Annotated in this window: 18 protein-coding genes; 5 read left to right on the top strand and 13 right to left on the bottom strand. The window is 61.6% G+C overall.

Annotated elements, in window-relative coordinates; all coding sequences use genetic code 11:
* Nucleotides 1-42 precede the first annotated feature (42 nt).
* From leuS to CI807_RS02495, 5 genes are all read left to right on the top strand, one after another.
* A complete protein-coding gene (gene leuS / locus CI807_RS02475; RefSeq protein WP_095013643.1) occupies nt 43-2,649 on the top strand; it encodes a leucine--tRNA ligase in 2,607 nt (868 codons plus the stop codon).
* Nucleotides 2,650-2,737: 88 nt separating this feature from the next.
* Complete coding sequence (gene lptE, locus CI807_RS02480; protein ID WP_095013644.1) at nt 2,738-3,343, top strand: LPS assembly lipoprotein LptE; 606 nt, start codon at nt 2,738-2,740, stop codon at nt 3,341-3,343.
* Nucleotides 3,344-3,382: 39 nt separating this feature from the next.
* Nucleotides 3,383-4,420, top strand: coding sequence for a DNA polymerase III subunit delta (gene holA, locus CI807_RS02485; RefSeq protein WP_078050328.1), 1,038 nt, complete (start codon nt 3,383-3,385; stop codon nt 4,418-4,420).
* Nucleotides 4,421-4,639: 219 nt separating this feature from the next.
* On the top strand, nt 4,640-4,804 hold the full coding sequence (arfA, locus tag CI807_RS02490) for an alternative ribosome rescue factor ArfA (protein ID WP_003176285.1): 165 nt from the start codon (nt 4,640-4,642) through the stop codon (nt 4,802-4,804).
* Nucleotides 4,805-4,865: 61 nt separating this feature from the next.
* Entirely contained in the window at nt 4,866-6,191 is a 1,326-nt protein-coding gene (locus CI807_RS02495) for a lytic murein transglycosylase (RefSeq protein WP_095013645.1), read from the top strand.
* A gap of 103 nt (nt 6,192-6,294) precedes the next feature.
* Here the strand turns inward: CI807_RS02495 and CI807_RS02500 are convergent, their stop codons facing one another.
* The 13 genes from CI807_RS02500 to CI807_RS02560 all read right to left on the bottom strand — a co-directional run bounded on the left by CI807_RS02500 (nt 6,295) and on the right by CI807_RS02560 (nt 18,762).
* Nucleotides 6,295-7,212 carry an LD-carboxypeptidase gene (locus CI807_RS02500; RefSeq protein WP_095013646.1) on the bottom strand — a complete coding sequence of 306 codons (918 nt, stop codon included), beginning with the start codon at nt 7,210-7,212 and terminating at the stop codon, nt 6,295-6,297.
* 151 nt (nt 7,213-7,363) lie between these two features.
* Nucleotides 7,364-8,365 carry a lipoyl synthase gene (gene lipA, locus CI807_RS02505; RefSeq protein ID WP_017735632.1) on the bottom strand — a complete coding sequence of 334 codons (1,002 nt, stop codon included), beginning with the start codon at nt 8,363-8,365 and terminating at the stop codon, nt 7,364-7,366.
* 26 nt (nt 8,366-8,391) lie between these two features.
* The gene (gene lipB / locus CI807_RS02510; RefSeq protein WP_016978588.1) at nt 8,392-9,039 is read right to left on the bottom strand and encodes a lipoyl(octanoyl) transferase LipB; all 648 of its coding nucleotides are present in this window, start codon (nt 9,037-9,039) and stop codon (nt 8,392-8,394) included.
* The gene (locus CI807_RS02515) at nt 9,039-9,314 is read right to left on the bottom strand and encodes a DUF493 domain-containing protein (protein WP_010206784.1); all 276 of its coding nucleotides are present in this window, start codon (nt 9,312-9,314) and stop codon (nt 9,039-9,041) included. The genes lipB and CI807_RS02515 overlap by 1 nt, the downstream gene beginning before the upstream one ends.
* Nucleotides 9,315-9,398: 84 nt before the next feature.
* A complete protein-coding gene (locus CI807_RS02520) occupies nt 9,399-10,556 on the bottom strand; it encodes a D-alanyl-D-alanine carboxypeptidase family protein (RefSeq protein ID WP_016978587.1) in 1,158 nt (385 codons plus the stop codon).
* Nucleotides 10,557-10,736: 180 nt separating this feature from the next.
* Nucleotides 10,737-11,735, bottom strand: a complete 999-nt coding sequence (locus tag CI807_RS02525) for a septal ring lytic transglycosylase RlpA family protein (protein ID WP_095013647.1) — start codon at nt 11,733-11,735, stop codon at nt 10,737-10,739.
* On the bottom strand, nt 11,735-12,745 hold the full coding sequence (gene mltB, locus CI807_RS02530) for a lytic murein transglycosylase B (RefSeq protein WP_095013648.1): 1,011 nt from the start codon (nt 12,743-12,745) through the stop codon (nt 11,735-11,737). The genes CI807_RS02525 and mltB overlap by 1 nt, the downstream gene beginning before the upstream one ends.
* A 17-nt stretch (nt 12,746-12,762) precedes the next feature.
* Entirely contained in the window at nt 12,763-13,866 is a 1,104-nt protein-coding gene (gene rodA / locus CI807_RS02535) for a rod shape-determining protein RodA (protein ID WP_050587903.1), read from the bottom strand.
* 31 nt (nt 13,867-13,897) lie between these two features.
* A complete protein-coding gene (gene mrdA, locus CI807_RS02540; protein ID WP_095013649.1) occupies nt 13,898-15,796 on the bottom strand; it encodes a penicillin-binding protein 2 in 1,899 nt (632 codons plus the stop codon).
* A 15-nt stretch (nt 15,797-15,811) separates the two neighbouring features.
* Entirely contained in the window at nt 15,812-16,279 is a 468-nt protein-coding gene (gene rlmH / locus CI807_RS02545; RefSeq protein WP_003176297.1) for a 23S rRNA (pseudouridine(1915)-N(3))-methyltransferase RlmH, read from the bottom strand.
* Nucleotides 16,280-16,288: 9 nt separating this feature from the next.
* The gene (gene rsfS, locus CI807_RS02550) at nt 16,289-16,783 is read right to left on the bottom strand and encodes a ribosome silencing factor (RefSeq protein ID WP_095013650.1); all 495 of its coding nucleotides are present in this window, start codon (nt 16,781-16,783) and stop codon (nt 16,289-16,291) included.
* A 69-nt stretch (nt 16,784-16,852) separates the two neighbouring features.
* Entirely contained in the window at nt 16,853-17,497 is a 645-nt protein-coding gene (nadD, locus tag CI807_RS02555) for a nicotinate-nucleotide adenylyltransferase (RefSeq protein WP_016978582.1), read from the bottom strand.
* Nucleotides 17,497-18,762 carry a glutamate-5-semialdehyde dehydrogenase gene (locus CI807_RS02560; RefSeq protein ID WP_016978581.1) on the bottom strand — a complete coding sequence of 422 codons (1,266 nt, stop codon included), beginning with the start codon at nt 18,760-18,762 and terminating at the stop codon, nt 17,497-17,499. Before CI807_RS02560 ends, nadD begins: the two co-directional genes overlap by 1 nt.
* Between the last annotated feature and the right edge of the window lie 11 nt (nt 18,763-18,773).

Below are 18,773 nucleotides of genomic sequence, written 5' to 3' on the forward strand. Positions count from 1 at the left end.
CCGAAGAGGATTAGGCCACCCCTATTCAGTTCAAAAGTAGCCATGCACGAACAATATCAGCCCCGTGAAATAGAAAATGCCGCCCAAACCTTCTGGGACGAGCAAAAGTCCTTTGAAGTCAGTGAACAGCCAGGCAAGGAGACTTTCTATTGCCTATCAATGTTCCCTTACCCCAGCGGCAAGCTACACATGGGGCACGTGCGCAACTACACCATCGGCGACGTGATTTCCCGTTACCAGCGCATGCAAGGCAAGAACGTCCTGCAACCCATGGGTTGGGACGCCTTCGGCATGCCGGCGGAAAACGCCGCGATGAAAAACAACGTGGCCCCCGCCAAGTGGACCTACGAAAACATCGCCTACATGAAGACCCAGCTGCGCAGCCTGGGCCTGGCGGTGGACTGGTCCCGCGAAGTGACCACCTGCAAGCCGGACTACTACCGCTGGGAACAATGGCTGTTCACTCGCCTGTTCGAAAAAGGCGTGATCTACAAAAAGAGCGGCACCGTAAACTGGGACCCGCTCGACCAGACCGTACTGGCCAACGAGCAAGTGATCGACGGTCGCGGCTGGCGTTCCGGCGCACTGATCGAAAAGCGCGAAATCCCGATGTACTACTTCAAGATCACCGCCTACGCGGATGAGCTCTTGTCGAGTCTCGACGACCTGCCGGGCTGGCCTGAACAGGTCAAGACCATGCAGCGCAACTGGATCGGCAAGTCCAAGGGCATGGAAGTGCAGTTCCCGTACAACGTCGATTCGATCGGCGAAGCGGGCGCACTCAAAGTCTTCACCACCCGTCCGGATACCCTGATGGGCGCGACCTATGTCGCCGTGGCCGCCGAGCACCCGCTGGCCACCCAAGCCGCACAGAACAATCCTGAGCTGCAGGCGTTCATCGCTGAATGCAAAGGTGGCAGCGTGGCCGAAGCCGACGTCGCCACCCAGGAGAAAAAAGGCCTGCCGACCGGGCTGTTTGTTGAACATCCATTGACGGGCGAGAAGCTGCCGGTGTGGGTCGCCAACTACGTACTGATGCACTACGGCGATGGCGCCGTAATGGCAGTGCCGGCGCACGACGAGCGCGATTTCGAATTCGCCACCAAGTACAGCCTGCCGATCAAATCCGTTGTGCGCACCAGCTCGGGCGATACCAACCCGGCCCCGTGGCAAGACGCCTACGGCGAGCACGGTGAGCTGATCAACTCCGGCGAGTTCAACGGCCTGGACTTCCAAGGCGCGTTCGACGCGATCGAAGTTGCACTGATCAAGAAAAACCTGGGCGCCTCGCGCACCCAGTTCCGCCTGCGCGACTGGGGCATCAGCCGCCAGCGCTACTGGGGCTGCCCGATCCCGATCATCCACTGCGAAAGCTGTGGCGACGTGCCGGTACCGGAAGACCAGCTGCCAGTGGTCCTGCCGGAAGACGTGGTGCCGGATGGCGCCGGTTCGCCACTGGCGCGCATGCCTGAGTTCTACGAGTGCAACTGCCCGAAATGCGGCCAGCCTGCCAAGCGTGAAACCGACACCATGGACACCTTCGTCGAGTCCTCGTGGTACTACGCGCGCTACGCCTCGCCTCACTACGAGGGCGGCCTGGTAGAAAAATCCGCAGCCGACCATTGGTTGCCGGTTGACCAGTACATCGGCGGTATCGAACACGCCATCCTTCACCTGCTGTACGCGCGCTTCTTCCACAAGCTGATGCGCGATGAAGGCCTGGTGAGCTCCGATGAGCCGTTCAAGAACCTGCTGACCCAGGGCATGGTGGTCGCCGAGACTTACTATCGTCGCGAAGCCAACGGTGCCTACACCTGGTTCAATCCGGCTGACGTTGAGCTTGAGCGCGACAGCAAAGCCAAGGTCATCAGCGCCAAGCTGATCGCCGACGGCCTGCCGGTGGAAATCGGTGGCACCGAGAAGATGGCCAAGTCGAAGAACAACGGCGTTGACCCACAGTCGATGATCGATCAGTTCGGCGCCGACACCTGCCGCCTGTTCATGATGTTCGCCTCGCCGCCTGACATGAGCGCCGAATGGTCCGACTCCGGCGTCGAAGGCTCGCACCGCTTCCTCAAGCGCGTCTGGCGCCTGGCGCACGCCCACATCAGCCAGGGCCTGCCGGGCAAGCTGGACGTGGCCGCCTTGAGCGACGAGCAGAAACTGATTCGCCGCAGCACCCACCTGGCCATCAAGCAAGCCAGCCAGGACGTGGGCCAGAACCACAAGTTCAACACGGCCATCGCCCAGGTGATGACGCTGATGAACGTGCTGGAAAAAGCGCCACAAGCCACCGAACAGGATCGCGCACTGGTACAGGAAGGCCTGGAAACGGTCACCCTGCTGCTGGCACCGATCACGCCGCACATCAGCCACGACCTGTGGAACCGCCTGGGCCACAGCGACGCCGTCATTGATGCGCGCTGGCCGGTGCAGGATGACAGCGCCCTGGTTCAGGACACGCTGCAACTGGTGATCCAGGTCAACGGTAAACTGCGTGGCCAGATCGACATGCCGGCTACCGCCAGCCGCGAAGACGTCGAGGCGGCTGCCCGCGTCAACGAGAACGTGCTGCGCTTTACCGAAGGCCTGACGATCCGCAAAGTGATCGTGGTGCCTGGCAAACTGGTCAATATCGTCGCTAGCTAATCGGATCGGGCGCAGGGTTCAAACCCTGCGCCGAACAAAGCCTTCAGGGCCTCGATAAGGCCCACATGGTTTCAAGGGGAGCAACAAAATGATCAAACGCAATTTGCTGGTGATGGGCCTTGCCGTGCTGCTGAGCGCTTGCGGCTTCCAACTGCGCGGCACCGGCACCAACGACCTGGCGATCAAGGAACTGGACGTCAGCGCCCGCAATGCCTACGGCGAAACCGTGACGCAGTTGCGCCAGGTTCTGGAAAACAGCGGCGTGCACGTCTATACCGGCGCGACGTATAAACTGTTCCTGGCGGACGAGAGAGAAACCCAGCGTAACCTGAGCTACGCCAGCGCCGGTCGTGCATCCGACATCGAGCTGAGCACCGAATTGAGCTTTCAAATCCAGGGTCGCGACCATCTGCCGTTGATGGGTGACAAGATCCAGGTCCAGAAGGTCGTGAGCCACGATGGCAACAACCTGGTGGGCTCGGACTCGGAAATCGTCCAGGTGCGCAAGGAAATGCGTCGCGAGCTGGTTCAGCGCATGATCCTGCGTCTGCAACTGCTGACGCCGGTGCAATTGGAAGCCCTGCAGCAACAAGCTGACAACAAGGCCAAGGCCGATGCTGACGCGCTGAAAGCCGCCAAAGAGTACGAAGACAACACGCCGAAACAATCGCCTGTTGAAGTCCCTGTCGAGTAAGCCAGACGGGGCGCCCCAAGCGCCCCGTTCGCCCTGCCTATGAAACTCGCTCCCGCCCAACTCGCCAAACACCTGCAAGGTGGCCTTGCGCCTGTCTACATCGTCAGCGGTGATGACCCACTGCTGTGCCAGGAAGCCGCCGACGCCATTCGCACCGCTGCACGCCAGCAAGGCTTCGACGAACGCCAGGTCTTCAGCGCCGACGCCAGTTTCGACTGGGGCACGCTGCTGCAAGCTGGCGCGAGCATGTCGCTGTTTGCCGAGAAACGCCTGCTGGAACTGCGCCTGCCTTCGGGCAAGCCTGGGGACAAGGGTGCCGCGGCCTTGATGGAGTACTGCTCGCGACCGGCGGAGGACACGGTGCTGTTGATCAGCCTGCCCAAGCTCGACGGCAGCGCGCAGAAAACCAAATGGGGCAAAGCGCTGGTGGAAGGGGCGCAGACCCAGTTCATCCAGATCTGGCCGGTGGACAGCAGCCAACTGCCGCAATGGATACGCCAACGCCTGTCCCAATCCGGGCTGTCGGCGACCCAGGACGCAGTGGAGCTGATCGCCGCCCGGGTCGAAGGCAACTTGCTGGCCGCCGCCCAGGAAATCGAAAAGCTCAAGCTGATGGCCGAAGACGGGCAGATTACCGTCGAGACCGTCCAGGGCGCCGTGGCCGATAGCGCGCGCTTTGATGTGTTCGGGCTGGTGGATGCAATCCTCAATGGCGAACCCGCCCACGCCCTGCGCATGCTCGAAGGCCTGCGCGGTGAAGGCGTGGAGCCTCCGGTGATTCTCTGGGCCCTGGCCAGGGAACTGCGCGTACTGGCCAATATTGCCCTGCAATACAGCCAGGGCACGCCGTTGGACAAGGCCTTCAGCCAAGCCCGACCGCCGGTCTGGGACAAGCGCAAACCGCTGATGAGCAAAGCGCTGCAACGGCACTCTGCACAACGCTGGGCGCAGCTCTTGCTGGAAGCGCAGCGCATCGACGCGCAAATCAAGGGCCAAGCGGCCGGTTCGCCGTGGATGAGCCTGAGCCGTTTGTCACTGTTGATGGCCGGCCAACGGCTGACCCTTCCCGCCGAGTAACAATTTTTCAGAACAACACAAAACCAATGTGGGAGCGGGCTTGCTCGCGAATGCGGTTTACCAGTCACCTGATTTATTGACTGATACACCGCTTTCGCGAGCAAGCCCGCTCCCACAGTTTTGACCGTGCCAGTTTTCCTACACATTGCAGGGCTTTACAGCGGCTGAACTTCGGCAGATCATTTGCGCCGTTCCACCCACCCCATGAGAGTAACCATCATGAGCAAAAAGCCATCCAAGCATGGCCCCAACAAGGCCAAATCCATCATCGCCCAGCCACTGTTCCGCAGCCGTCAAGAACGCGCCGGCAAAGGCAAAGGCAGCTACCGCCGCGAAGCCTTCCAGTCTAATAGCTGGGAGGCTTCTTACTTTCTGGCTGCCTGAAGGCAAGCGCCCCTCCGACATGATAAGGTCTGCACCTGATTTGTAATCCCTGGACCTGTGCATGCCCTCTAGTCTTTCCCGTCGTTGGCACTTTCGCCAATTGATCGCTGCCTCCAGCCTCATTCTGCTTGTCGCTTGCGCGGAGAAACCCACCGCCGCCGACGCTCAACCCCTACCCAAGCTCCAGACCGCCCCTGTGGTAGCGCCCGCTGTCGTGGCCCCGCTGGCTGTGGACAATCTGGATATTCAACCGACCCAGACTTTTGCCGAATGGCAGGCTGGCTTTCGTGTGCAAGCCTTGCAGGCGGGCATCACCGCAGCCGTATTCGATAACGCCTTCGCCAATGTCACCCCCGACATGGCGGTGATCCGCGCCGACCGCAGCCAGCCGGAATTTTCCCGCCCGGTGTGGGAATACCTCGACGGCGCCCTCTCGCCATTGCGCGTACGTAATGGCCAGGCGCTGCTGATCAAGTACGCCGATATCCTGCAAAGCATCGAGCAGCGTTATGGCGTCGACCGCCAGGCGCTGGTGTCGGTGTGGGGCATGGAGAGCAACTTCGGCCAGTTCCAGGGCAATAATTCGGTGATCCGTTCCCTGGCGACCCTGGCCTACGAAGGCCGTCGCCCGGCCTTTGCCCAGGCGCAATTGCTGGCCGCGTTGCAAATCATCCAGCACGGCGACATTCAAGCCGACCAGATGAAAGGCTCCTGGGCCGGCGCCATGGGCCAGACCCAATTTATCCCGACCACCTACAACACCCACGCCGTGGACTTCGATGGCGACGGTCGTCGCGACATCTGGAACAGCCCGGCCGACGCCCTCGCCTCCACCGCGCACTACCTGCAAAGCTCCGGCTGGCAGAAGGGCCAGCCGTGGGGTTTCGAGGTTAAACAGCTACCGACGAATTTCGACTACGCCCTGGCCGATGGTGGCATCCGCAAGACGGTCGCCGAGTGGATGAAACTCGGTATCCAGTTGCCCTTTGGTGCAAGCATGCCGCCAAATGTCGACCAACTGTCCGCCGCCCTGCTATTGCCGGCCGGTTACCGTGGCCCGGCATTCCTGGTGTTGGATAACTTCCGCGCGATCCTCAAGTACAACAACTCGTCGTCCTACGCATTGGCGGTTGGACTCTTGTCGGAACGCTTCGGTGGTGGTGGTGTGATTCGTGGCGACTGGCCGAAGGATGAGCGGCCATTGAGCCGCTCGCAGCGTATCAACCTGCAGACGGCCTTGAGTGCCAATGGCTATGACGCCGGCAACCCGGACGGGATTATCGGCGCCAATACGCGCAAGGCGATTCGTGCTGCGCAGCAGGCGTTGGGCTGGCCGGCGGATGGGTATCCGACGGTGAAGTTGCTGGAGTCGCTGCAGAACCGCTGAGTTCTCCTGTAGGAGCCCGGCTTGCCGGCGATTGCGGCCTAAAGTCCCCCATTGGACTTGAGGGCCCCATCGCCGGCAAGCCGGGCTCCTACACGTTTTGCATTTAGCGGATGACCACATCCTGCTCCAACACCAACCGCTGCTCCCCCGCATCCAACCGCACCAACGCGCCCATCGGCAGCGTCAGGTTCGGGTCGCAATGCCCACTGCGCCAGCCGGACAGTACCGGAATGCGTAACGGTTCGAAGGTCTGCTTGAGCAGCCGCTCCAGCGCAACGCCATCCACGCCCGCCACATCCCCCACCAGTACGCCGGCAACCTGCGCCAGCTTGCCGGCCAACCGCAGGTGCGTCAGCAGGCGGTCGATGCGGTAGATCGGCTCGTTGACGTCTTCGATCAGCAGGATGATGCCTTCGGCGTCGATCTCAAAGGGTGTGCCCATGACTGCCGCGATCATCGACAGGTTGCCACCCAGCAGACGTCCACAGGCGATGCCAGGTTCGATGGTGGTCAGCGGATAGGCTGCGGGGTGCGCAAGCACGCTGCCTGCACCTAGTTGACCGCGAAGCATGCTGAACAATGAAGACTCGGTAGGAGGCTGCTTGTCACCCAACAGGTCGGCGTTGAGCATCGGACCGTGGAAGGTCACGAAACCGGCGTAGCGACTGATGGCCAGGTGCAACGCGGTGATATCGCTGTAGCCTACGAATGGCTTGGGGTTGGCGCGCAGCAGGCCGAAGTCCAGGCTGTCGAGCAGGCGTGGTGTGCCGTAACCGCCGCGCAGGCAGAAGATGGCGTCGATGTCAGGGTTGGCAAAGGCGTTGTGCAGGTCGTTGAGGCGGGTTTCATCGCTGCCGGCAAGGTAGCCGTCACGTTCATAGACGCCGGGGAAGATTCGCAGGTCGTAGCCGCGAGTGCGCATCCATTGGCCGGCTTTTTCCACGTCCAGGGTGGCGGGGCCGGCGGGGGCGATCAAGGCGATGGTGCCCTCGGGTCGCAAGGCAGGTACGGCAATGCTCATCCACAACTCTCCTTGGCTGACGCGGAACCAAATGTGGGAGCGGGCTTGCTCGCGAAAGCGGTGTTTCAGTCAATAACTCTGTCGACTGACACTCCGCTTTCGCGAGCAAGCCCGCTCCCACATTGGACCAGCGGTGTTATCCAGGTCTGTATTACGAAACCAGGCTCGCCTTGACCAGCTTGGCCTGCTCGTCCGCATGGTACGAGGAACGTACTAGCGGGCCGGACGCCACGTTCTTGAAGCCCATCTTGTAACCTTCCTCAGCGAACCAGGCGAAGGTGTCCGGGTGCACAAAACGCTGCACCGGCAAGTGGCTGCGGGACGGTTGCAGGTACTGGCCCAGGGTCAGCATGTCGATGTCGTGTTCGCGCATGCGCTTCATGACTTCGATCACTTCCTCGTCGGTCTCGCCCAGGCCCAGCATCAGGCCGGATTTGGTCGGGATGTGCGGCATCATCTGCTTGAATTTCTGCAGCAGGGTCAGCGACCACTGGTAGTCCGAACCCGGACGCGCGGCCTTGTACAGGCGCGGCACGGTTTCCAGGTTGTGGTTGAATACATCCGGCGGCTCGGCGGCGGTGATTTCCAGCGCGACGTCCATGCGGCCACGGTAGTCCGGCACCAGGGTTTCAAGCATCACGTTCGGCGACAGCTTGCGGATTTCGCGGATGCAGTCGGCAAAGTGCTGGGCACCACCGTCACGCAGGTCGTCGCGGTCTACCGAGGTGATCACCACGTACTTGAGGCGCAGGTCGGCGATGGCGATGGCCAGGCTTTCCGGCTCGTTGACGTCCAGTGGCTTCGGACGGCCGTGGCCGACGTCGCAGAACGGGCAACGACGGGTGCAGATGTCACCCATGATCATGAAGGTCGCGGTGCCACCGGAGAAGCACTCGCCCAGGTTCGGGCAGGACGCTTCTTCGCACACGCTGTGCAGCTTGTGTTTGCGCAGCAGCGCCTTGATACGGTCGACTTCCGGCGAAACCGGGATGCGCACGCGGATCCAGTCAGGTTTCTTCGGCAGTTCGGTGGTCGGAATGATCTTCACCGGGATGCGTGCAACCTTCTCGGCGCCGCGCAGCTTGACGCCGGCTTCCACCTTGGCACGCGGGGCCGGGGCCGGACGGTCGGTAACGTCCACCGTCGGGATCATGGTTTGCACTGCATCAGTAGTCATAATCAGTCGATTCCGCCCGTAAGGGTCGTCTGCTCAGCATAGTCGAGGTGTTTGACGAGCTGCGCACGCAGCCGGGCACTCACCTCGGCAAATTTAATCGGTGAAGCATGGTCACTCAGTTGCGTCATCGCCAACCCGGCATAGCCACACGGGTTGATCCGCCGGAACGGGGCCAGGTCCATGTCCACATTCAGGGCCAGGCCATGAAAGGAACAGCCGTGGCGAATCCGCAGCCCCAGGGAGGCGATTTTCGCGCCGTCGACATACACACCCGGTGCATCGGGCTTGGCCGCGGCGGTCACGCCGTAACTGGCCAACAGCTCGATCAGGCATGTCTCCATGCGGCTGACCAGGTCGCGTACGCCAAACCCCAGCTTGCGCACATCCAGCAACAGGTATGCGACAAGTTGTCCGGGGCCATGGTAAGTCACTTGGCCACCTCGGTCGACCTGCACCACCGGAATATCCCCCGGCAGTAGCAGATGCTCGGCCTTGCCCGCCTGACCCTGAGTGAAGACCGGCGGGTGTTCCACCAACCAGATTTCATCGGGGGCCGTGGTGCCGCGCTCATTGGTGAACCGCTGCATGGCGTGCCAGACGGGCTCGTAGTCCATCCGGCCGAGCTCGCGAAAGCCCAGGACGTGAGACATCACAGCACCATGTGCACGAAGCCGGTGGCCCGCAGTTCGCTGTTGATGTTGTAGAGCTGGTCTTGATCGATCGCAACGATGTGCAACTGGATCGTGGTGTATTTGCCGGTTGAGCTGGAGCGCTCATCCACGCGCTGATCGTTGATCGTTGCGTGTTTGCGCACGATCTCGAGGATCAGGTCTTTACGGCCGACGCCGGTATCGCTGATCACCTTGATGGGGTAGTCCACCACCGGGAATTCGATCTTTGGCGCCTTTACTTCTTTATCGGTCATGGCGTAACGGCCTCGTAAGCGTAAGCCGTGGCGACGGGCAAAGCCCCGCGTCGGATCAACACGGGGCTTTGCAGGTGCACACTATCAGTTGAACAAGCTGTAGAAGAATAGACGGATGCTATCCCAGACGCGGCGGAAGATACCACCTTCGTCAACGGCGTCCAGTGCGATCAGGTCGGCACTGTGCACCACTTTGTCGTCCAGCTTGACTTCGACCTTGCCGATCACATCACCCTTGGCGATTGGGGCAACCAATTGCGGGTTCAGCGTCATGCTGGCAGCGAGCTTTTTCAGCTGGCCTTTAGGCATGGTCAGGGTCAGGTCGTCGGCCAGGCCGGCTTTGACCTGGGAGGTCGCGCCTTTCCACACCGGCGCGGTCGCCAGTTCAGCACCCTTCTGGTAGAAGGTCTGGGTTTCGAAGAAGCGGAAACCGTAGGTCAGCAGTTTTTGCGTCTCGGCCGCACGGGCCTGCTCGCTGTTGGTGCCGAAGACCACGGCGATCAGGCGCTGGCCGTCACGCACTGCGGACGACACCATGCAGTAGCCGGCTTCGTCGGTGTGACCGGTTTTCAGGCCATCGACGGTCTTGTCGCGCCACAGCAGCAGGTTGCGGTTAGGCTGCTTGATGTTGTTCCAGAAGAATTCCTTCTGGGAGTAAATCGCGTAGTGCACCGGGTCGACACGAATGATCGCGCGCGCCAGGATCGCCATGTCGTGAGCCGACGAGTAGTGCTCTGGGTTCGGCAGACCGGTCGGGTTCATGAAGTGGCTGTTGGTCATGCCCAGGTCGGCCACGGTTTTGTTCATCATGTCGGCGAATGCGTCTTCGCTGCCGGCAATGTGCTCGGCCAGGGCGACGCTGGCGTCGTTACCGGACTGGATGATGATGCCGTGCAGCAGGTCGCTCACAGTGACCTGCGAACCGACCTTGATGAACATCCGCGAACCGCCGGTACGCCAGGCGTTTTCGCTGACAGTAACCGGATCGTTCTCGCCGATCTGGCCGCGACGGATTTCCAGGGTCGCGATGTAGGCGGTCATCAGTTTGGTCAGGCTGGCCGGCGGCAGGCGCTGGTCACCGTTGCTCTCGACCAGCACGTTGCCACTGGCGGCATCCATGAGGACCCAGGACTTGGCGGCCAGTTGCGGGGAAGCCGGCACCATTTCAACGGCCCAGGCGGCCGGGGTGATGATCAGCGAAAGAAGCAGGCACGTGCGTTTGGCTAAGGTGGTGATGTTCATCCGTCTCTCGAAATTGCTTATGGAAACTTGCCCTCGCGGGCAAAACTTATTCAGACAGCCCGTTGCCAGACTGTCGCGTGTTCGGTTGCCCGCTCACCCCTTGCCCCTGGGTTTTTATTGTCTAACGAGCCAACAACCAGGGTTCGAGCCCGCGCACGAGCCTGAACCATCAATTTCTGTTTATTCTGCGGTGACCACGCTGGGTTGCCCCAGGTTGGCCATGCGTACGCTGTTCTGGACTTGTGCTACTTCGCTCGGCGAGCCAATCGGACCCATGCGCACACGGTGCAATGTCTGCTGGTTACGCACGATGGAGCTGATGAACACCGGCGCGTTGACCATGCCACTGAGCTTGGACCTTAACAGTTCTGCCGCATCCGGGTTGGCGAAAGCGCCGACCTGCAGGTATTGCCCGCCAGCCATGGAAGCGCCAGGCGCGGCATGGGGCACGACCACCGTGTCAGGCGCGTGCTGTGCCGGCGGCGGCGTCCACTGCTCGATCTTGCCGGTGGAAGCAGTCACTTGCGGCTGTTGGGTTTGCGGTTCATTGAGCATCAACGGCGCCGGTTTGCCACGCTGGGCCCAGTACTGCGCCGGATCGATACCTTCGACCTTCACGCGTGCAGTGCCGGTTTCGGCATAACCGAGTTTCTTTGCGGCGGCGTAGGACAAGTCGATGATGCGGTCCGAGTAGAACGGGCCACGGTCGTTGACCCGCAGGATCACTGTGCGATTGTTGTCCAGGTTGGTCACGCGCACATAGCTGGGCAGCGGCAGCGTCTTATGCGCCGCGCTCATGCCGTACAGGTCATACACTTCGCCGTTGGCGGTGTTCTGGCCATGGAACTTGGTGCCATACCACGAAGCAGTGCCCGATTGCACGTAGGTCTTGGATTCCTGCAACGGGAAGTAGCTCTTGCCTAGCACGGTATATGGGTTGGCCTTGTACGGACCGGTGTGCAGGGTCGGCGTGGCATCCGGGATCTTCGACACGTCGACGTCCCACCACGGCGCGCCGTCTTTGTGCGCGCGGTTGATGTCCAGACCCGGCTGGGAACGGACAACCGCGCCCCCGGACTTCGGCGCCGGGCCACGGCTGGTGGAGCAACTGACGACCAGCAGGGACAACGCGGCGAACGCCACCAGCTTGAGCGGTTGATTGAACGGCGATGCCCGCATTACTTGTTGCCCCGTGCTTGGACCAGCATGTCTGACAGCTGATGCACGGCCATGGCGTACATCACACTGCGGTTATAACGCGTGATTGCGTAGAAATTCTTCAGGCCCATCCAGTATTCCGGGCCATTTTCGCCTTCAAGGCGGAACGCCGTGACCGGCATATCATCCGGCAGCGCATTCTGACTCGACCAGCCCAGCGCCCGCAACTCCCCGACCGTCTTGGCCGGCTCGATGCCCTGGGTCAGGCCTTCATCGGCGCGGTCACCGGTGACATCGGCGCGGATCACTACCGGCTCGCCGGCCACCCAGCCGTGGCGCTTGAAGTAGCTGGCCACGCTGCCGATGGCGTCGTCGGGGTTGCTCCAGATATTGATATGCCCGTCGCCGTCAAAGTCCACGGCGTAGGCGCGGAAGCTGCTCGGCATGAACTGCGGCAAGCCCATCGCACCGGCGTAGGAGCCTTTGAGTGTCAGCGGGTCGACCTGTTCTTCACGGGCAAGCAGCAGGAACTCGCGCAGTTCCTTGCGGAAGAAGTCAGCGCGCGGCGGGTAATCGAAGCCCAGGGTCGACAAGGCGTCGATCACCCGGTAGCTGCCGGTATTACGCCCGTAGAAGGTTTCGATGCCAATGATCGAGACAATCACCTGGGCCGGCACGCCGTATTCCTGCTCGGCGCGTGCCAGTACCGCCTCGTGCTGGCGCCAGAAATCCACACCCCGCGCCACGCGGGCGTCGGTCAGGAACATCGGGCGGTATTCCTTCCACTGCTTCACACGTTCGGCAGGGCGAGAGATGGCGTCAAGGATCGCCTGCTTTTTCTGGGCTTCGCGGAACACGCCCATCAGTTGTTCACCAGCGAAACCATAGTCGCGGGTCATTTCACCGACAAACTCGGCGACCTGGGGTGAACCATCGTAGTCACCGGCCTGCGCCTCTTGCGTTGCGCCCAGCAGGCCAATCAGGCCCATCCAGGACGCGTGCCGAGTCACCCAGCCGCGCATTACTTGCATTGACATCTTCACCTTATTCAAACCTGCGCGATCCATTTGCGATGCGTATGAATCGACATCAAAACCCCAAACGCTGACAGCAATGTCACCAGCGAAGTTCCGCCGTAGCTAATGAACGGCAACGGCACCCCAACCACCGGCAACAGGCCACTGACCATACCGATGTTGACGAAAACGTAAACAAAAAAAGTCATGGTCAAGGCACCGGCCAGCAATTTGCCGAACAGTGTCTGCGCCTGGGCGGTGATCACCAGGCCTCGACCAATCAACAGCAAATAGATCAGCAACAGCGCGCAAATGCCCACCAGGCCGAACTCTTCGCCCATTACTGCAATGATGAAGTCGGTATGGCTTTCCGGCAAAAAGTCCAAATGCGACTGAGTGCCCAGTAACCAACCCTTACCAAATACTCCACCAGAACCGATGGCCGCCTTCGACTGGATGATGTTCCAGCCGGTGCCCAGCGGGTCACTTTCCGGGTCAAGGAAGGTGAGGATCCGCTGCTTCTGGTAGTCGTGCATAAAGAAGAACCACATGGCGATGGCCACGGGCACGGCGGCGGCCAGCACGCTGAGGATCCAGCGCCAGCGCAAACCGCCCATGAACAGCACGAACGCACCGCCCGCCAGGATCAGCAGCGAGGTGCCCAGGTCGGGCTGGCGCACGATCAGGATGAAGGGTACGCCGATCAGGATCAGGCTGATCCCCACGTGCTTGAGCTGCGGTGGCAAGGTGCGCTTGGACAGGTACCAGGCGATGGTCGCCGGCATCAGGATCTTCATGAATTCCGACGGCTGGAAGCGAATCACCCCCGGGATGTTGATCCAGCGGGTCGCGCCCATGGCGTTGTGGCCCATTACGTCCACTACCACCAGCAGCAACACGCCGGCCACATAGCCTAGCGGTACCCAACGCGCCATGAAGCGCGGCTCAAGCTGAGCGATCACCACCATCGACAACAAGCCCAGGCCGAACGACGAGGCCTGCTTGATCAGCAGGTCCCAGTTCTTGCCGCTGGCCGAATACAAGACGAACAGACTGCCGGCCGCCAGGGTCAGTAGCAGGATCAGCAACGGGCCATCAATGTGCATGCGCTGCAGCAACGTCGCACGGCGACGCATCACATCTTCGCTGGAGAGGATGCGGTCAAAATTACTCTTCACGGGCCGTAACCTCGGTACTTGAAGGGGGGCCGCCATATTCGGGCTTGAGCCTGCCGTCGTCGGCCAACAGCCAGGCGTCCATGATCTGGCGCACCACAGGCGCCGCGACGCCGGAGCCGGACTCGCCGTTCTCGACCATCACCGCCACCACGATTTTCGGGTCGTCCGCCGGGGCAAAGCCGACAAACAAGGCGTGGTCGCGATGGCGCTCCTGAACCTTGGTGCGGTCGTATTTCTCGCCCTGCTTGATCGCCACCACCTGGGCGGTACCGCTCTTGCCGGCAATGCGGTATTGCGCGCCGATTGCAGCCTTGCGCGCTGTACCACGAGCGCCGTGCATCACTTGCTGCATGCCGTGGTTGACCTTGGTCCAGTCCGACGCATCGCGCAGCACAATGTCGGGGATCGGGTTCTCATCCACCGGCTTTTCGCCTTCGATGGTCTTGGCCAGGTGCGGACGGTTCCAGATGCCTTTGTTCGCCACCAGTGCCGTAGCCTGGGCCAATTGCAGCGGCGTGGCCTGCATGTAGCCCTGGCCGATGCCGAGGATCAGGGTTTCACCCGGGAACCAAGCTTGACGGCGGGTCGCGCGCTTCCATTCCCGCGACGGCATCAGGCCAGGGGACTCTTCGAACATGTCGAGGGAGACTTTCTGACCGAGGCCGAACTTGCCCATGTAAGTGGACAAGCGATCGATCCCCAGCTTATGGGCCAGGTCGTAAAAATAGGTGTCGTTGGAGCGCATGATCGCGGTGTCCAAGTCGACATAGCCGTCACCGGTGCGGTTCCAGTTACGGTATTTGTGATCGTAGTTGGGCAGCATGTAGTAGCCGGGGTCATAGACTCGACTGGAGGCCGTCACCACACCCGCGTCCAACCCCGCAATCGCCACCGCCGGCTTGATCGTCGATCCCGGCGGATACAGGCCGCGCAGCACGCGGTTGAACAGTGGCCGATCGATGGAGTCGCGCAATTCGGCGTAGGCCTTGAAGCTGATGCCGGTCACGAACAGGTTGGGGTCAAAGCTCGGCTGACTGACCATCGCCAGCACTTCGCCGGTCTTCGGGTCCAGGGCAACCACCGCGCCACGACGACCGCCCAGGGCCATCTCGGCAGCTTCCTGCAGCTTGATGTCCAGGCTCAGCACGATATCCTTGCCCGGCACCGGGTCGGTACGCTTGAGCACCCGCAGCACGCGGCCACGGGCGTTGGTCTCGACTTCTTCGTAACCGACCTGGCCGTGCAATTCGGGCTCGTAGAAACGCTCGATGCCGGTCTTGCCGATATGGTGGGTGCCGCTGTAATTGACCGGATCGAGGGTTTTCAGCTCTTTCTCGTTGATCCGCCCCATGTAGCCAACGGAGTGGGCAAAGTGCGGCCCTTGCGGGTAATGCCGCACCAACTGCGCCACCACTTCCACACCCGGCAGACGGAACTGGTTCACCGCGATCCGCGCGATCTGTTCTTCGGTCAGCTCAAAGAGTATCGGCACCGGCTCGAACGGCCGGCGCCCCTGTTTCATGCGCTTTTCGAAGATCACCCGGTCTTCCGGCGTCAGCTGCAGCACCTCGACGATCACATCGAGGATCTGCTGCCAGTCGCCGGAACGCTCGCGCGTCATGCTCAGGCTGAAACTGGGCCGGTTATCCGCCACCACCACACCATTGCGGTCGAAAATCAGCCCACGGGTCGGTGGGATCGGCTGCACATGCACCCGGTTGTTTTCCGACAAGGTGGAGTGATAGTCGTACTGGATCACCTGCAGGTAATACAGGCGCGCGATCAGTACACCCAACAACACCACCACTGCAATTGCGCCAAACACCACGCGAGCGCGTACGAGACGTGCGTCTTTCTCGTGGTCCTTGATGCGGATCGGTTGGGTCATCGGGAGAGGCGCAGATTATTTGTGGTAAGGGTGCCCGGACAGAACTGTCCAGGCGCGATACAGCTGTTCACCGATCAGAATCCGTACCAACGGGTGCGGCAACGTCAGCGCCGACAGCGACCAACGCTGATCCGCCCGCGCACAGACTTCCGGCGCCAGCCCTTCGGGGCCGCCGACCATGAAGTTGACCGTACGCGAATCCAGGCGCCAGCGATCCAGTTCCACCGCCAATTGCTCGGTGCTCCAGGGTTTGCCGTGCACTTCAAGGGTGACGATGCGCTCATTGGGGCCCACCTTGGCCAACATGGCTTCGCCTTCCTGACGGATAAAGCGCGCCACATCGGCATTCTTGCCCCGGGTGTTAAGCGGTATTTCCACCAGTTCAAGCGACAGCTCAGCGGGCAGACGCTTGGCATACTCGTGCCAGCCTTCTTCCACCCACTTGGGCATGCGTGAACCGACAGCGATCAGACGCAGGCGCACAGCCGTTCCTTATTCCTGGTCTTTGTTCAGCTTGTCGAAGTGCGCGTGGCCCACTTCCGGGCTGTGGTGCTTGCCATCGGCGGCACGGCTCTGCTCGGCGCCTTTCCACAGACGCTCCAGGTCGTAGAACTGGCGGGCGTTGGAGGTCATCATGTGAACGATCACGTCGTCCATGTCCAGCAGCACCCAGTCGCTGTCGCCCTTGCCTTCTTCACCCAATGGCTTGACGCCTTGGGCTTTGACGGCTTCGCGGACCTTGTCCAGCATCGCGCCGATCTGGCGGTTCGAGGTACCGGTGGCGATGATCATGTAGTCGGTGATGCTCTGCTTGTCGCGCACGTCCAGCACTTGGATGTCCTGGGCTTTAACGTCTTCCAGGGCCGCCACGGCGACTTTTACCAGCTCTTCGCCGGCCAGCTCAGTGCCGGTGTGGGCTTCTACTGGCAGCGGAGCGCTTTTGAAGGTGCCTTTGCGCTTAACTTTGCTTACGTCTTTGTTCGTCATATAAAACTCGTTTTGCTCGTATGTTCGGGCGCTCGCTGCACATTAATTCGTGCGTTCAAGCGCGCCTTTTCAGTTCGACGCACGGTAAAGCCCGTGCGCATCGATGTAGGCCAGGACCGCGTCAGGCACCAGGAAACGTACCGACTTACCGCTGGCCAGCAGTTGACGGATCTGGGTGGCGGACACCGCAAGCGGGGTCTGCCAGACGAATGCAATATTCCCGTTCGGCCCGGTCAGGGCCAAGGGGTCACTTACCGACCGCGCGGCCAGCAGGTTGCGCAAGGCATCCGGCGGTTCGCTGTCAGCATCCGGGCGTTGCAAAACCAGGATGTGGCAATGCTGGAGGAGTTCCTCCCAGCGATGCCAAGAGGGCAGGCCGCAAAATGCGTCCCAGCCCAAAAGCAGAAACAACTGGTCATCCACGGCCAACTCGGCGCGTATCAGTTCCAGGGTGTCAACAGTGTAGGACGGTTTATCGCGCTTGAGCTCGCGGTCGTCCACCACCAGCGGCGATATGCCTTGCACCGCCAGGCGCACCATTTCCAGGCGCTGCTGCGGCGACACTTGCGGCGTATCGCGATGGGGCGGCCGAGCGTTGGGCATCACACGCAACTCGTCCAGCGCAAGGGCATCCGCGACTTCCAGGGCACTGCGCAAATGGCCGATGTGCACGGGGTCGAAAGTACCGCCGAGCAGCCCGATGCGTTTACCCATCAAGTGCGCACATGACCGTCGCCGAACACCACGTACTTCTCGCTGGTCAGGCCTTCCAGGCCAACCGGGCCGCGCGCGTGCAGCTTGTCGGTGGAGATACCGATCTCCGCCCCCAGGCCGTACTCGAAGCCGTCGGCAAACCGCGTCGAGGCATTGATCATCACCGAAGCGGAATCCACTTCGTTGAGGAAACGCCGGGCATCGCTGAAATGCTCGGAAACAATGGCGTCGGTGTGCTTGGAGCCGTAGGTGTTGATGTGTTCGATGGCTTCGTCCAGGTCGTCGACCAGCTTGATCGACAGGATCGGCGCCGTGTATTCGGTGTACCAGTCCAGTTCCGTCGCTTCGATCACGTCCGCGCCCAGCAGCGCACGGGTGCGCTCACAACCGCGCAGCTCAACACCCTTGTCACGGTAGATGGCAGCCAGCGGCGGCAGCACGCGCTCGGCAATGCCGACGTGCACCAGCAGGGTTTCCATGGTGTTGCACGGGGCGTAGCGGTGGGTCTTGGCGTTGTCGGCGATGCGGATCGCCTTATCGATGTCGGCGGCGATGTCGATGTAGACATGGCACACACCGTCCAAGTGCTTGATCACCGGCACCTTGGCATCACGGCTGACGCGTTCGATCAGGCTCTTGCCACCGCGCGGCACGATCACGTCGACGAATTCCGGCATGGTGATCAGCGCGCCCACGGCGGCGCGGTCGGTGGTTTCTACCACCTGCACCACTTCGGCGGGCAACTCGGCCACGGCCAGGCCCTGCTGGATGCACGCGGCGATGGCGCGGTTGGAATTGATCGCCTCGGAACCGCCACGCAGGATGGTGGCATTGCCGGACTTGAGGCACAGGCTCGCGGCGTCGATGGTCACGTTCGGGCGCGACTCATAAATGATGCCGATCACGCCCAGGGGCACGCGCATCTTGCCGACCTGGATGCCGGACGGCAGGTAACGCATATCGCGGATTTCACCGATGGGGTCAGGCAGCTTGGCTACCTGACGCAGGCCTTCGATCATGTCGTCGATACGTGCTGGGGTCAGCGCCAGGCGGTCCAGCAGGGCCGGTTCCAGGCCATTGGCGCGGCCGTTGGCCAGGTCTTGCTCGTTGGCGGCAGTGAGCTCGGAGCGCGAAGCATCCAGAGCGTCGGCGGCGGCCAGCAGGGCGCGGTTCTTCTGCGCGGTGCTCGCACGGGCGATCAACCGCGAGGCCTGACGGGCAGCGCGACCCAGGCGGGTCATGTAGTCAAGAACGGACTCAGTCATGGTCAGGGAGT

Source organism: Pseudomonas sp. NS1(2017) (assembly GCF_002269425.1).
GTDB lineage: Bacteria > Pseudomonadota > Gammaproteobacteria > Pseudomonadales > Pseudomonadaceae > Aquipseudomonas > Aquipseudomonas reactans.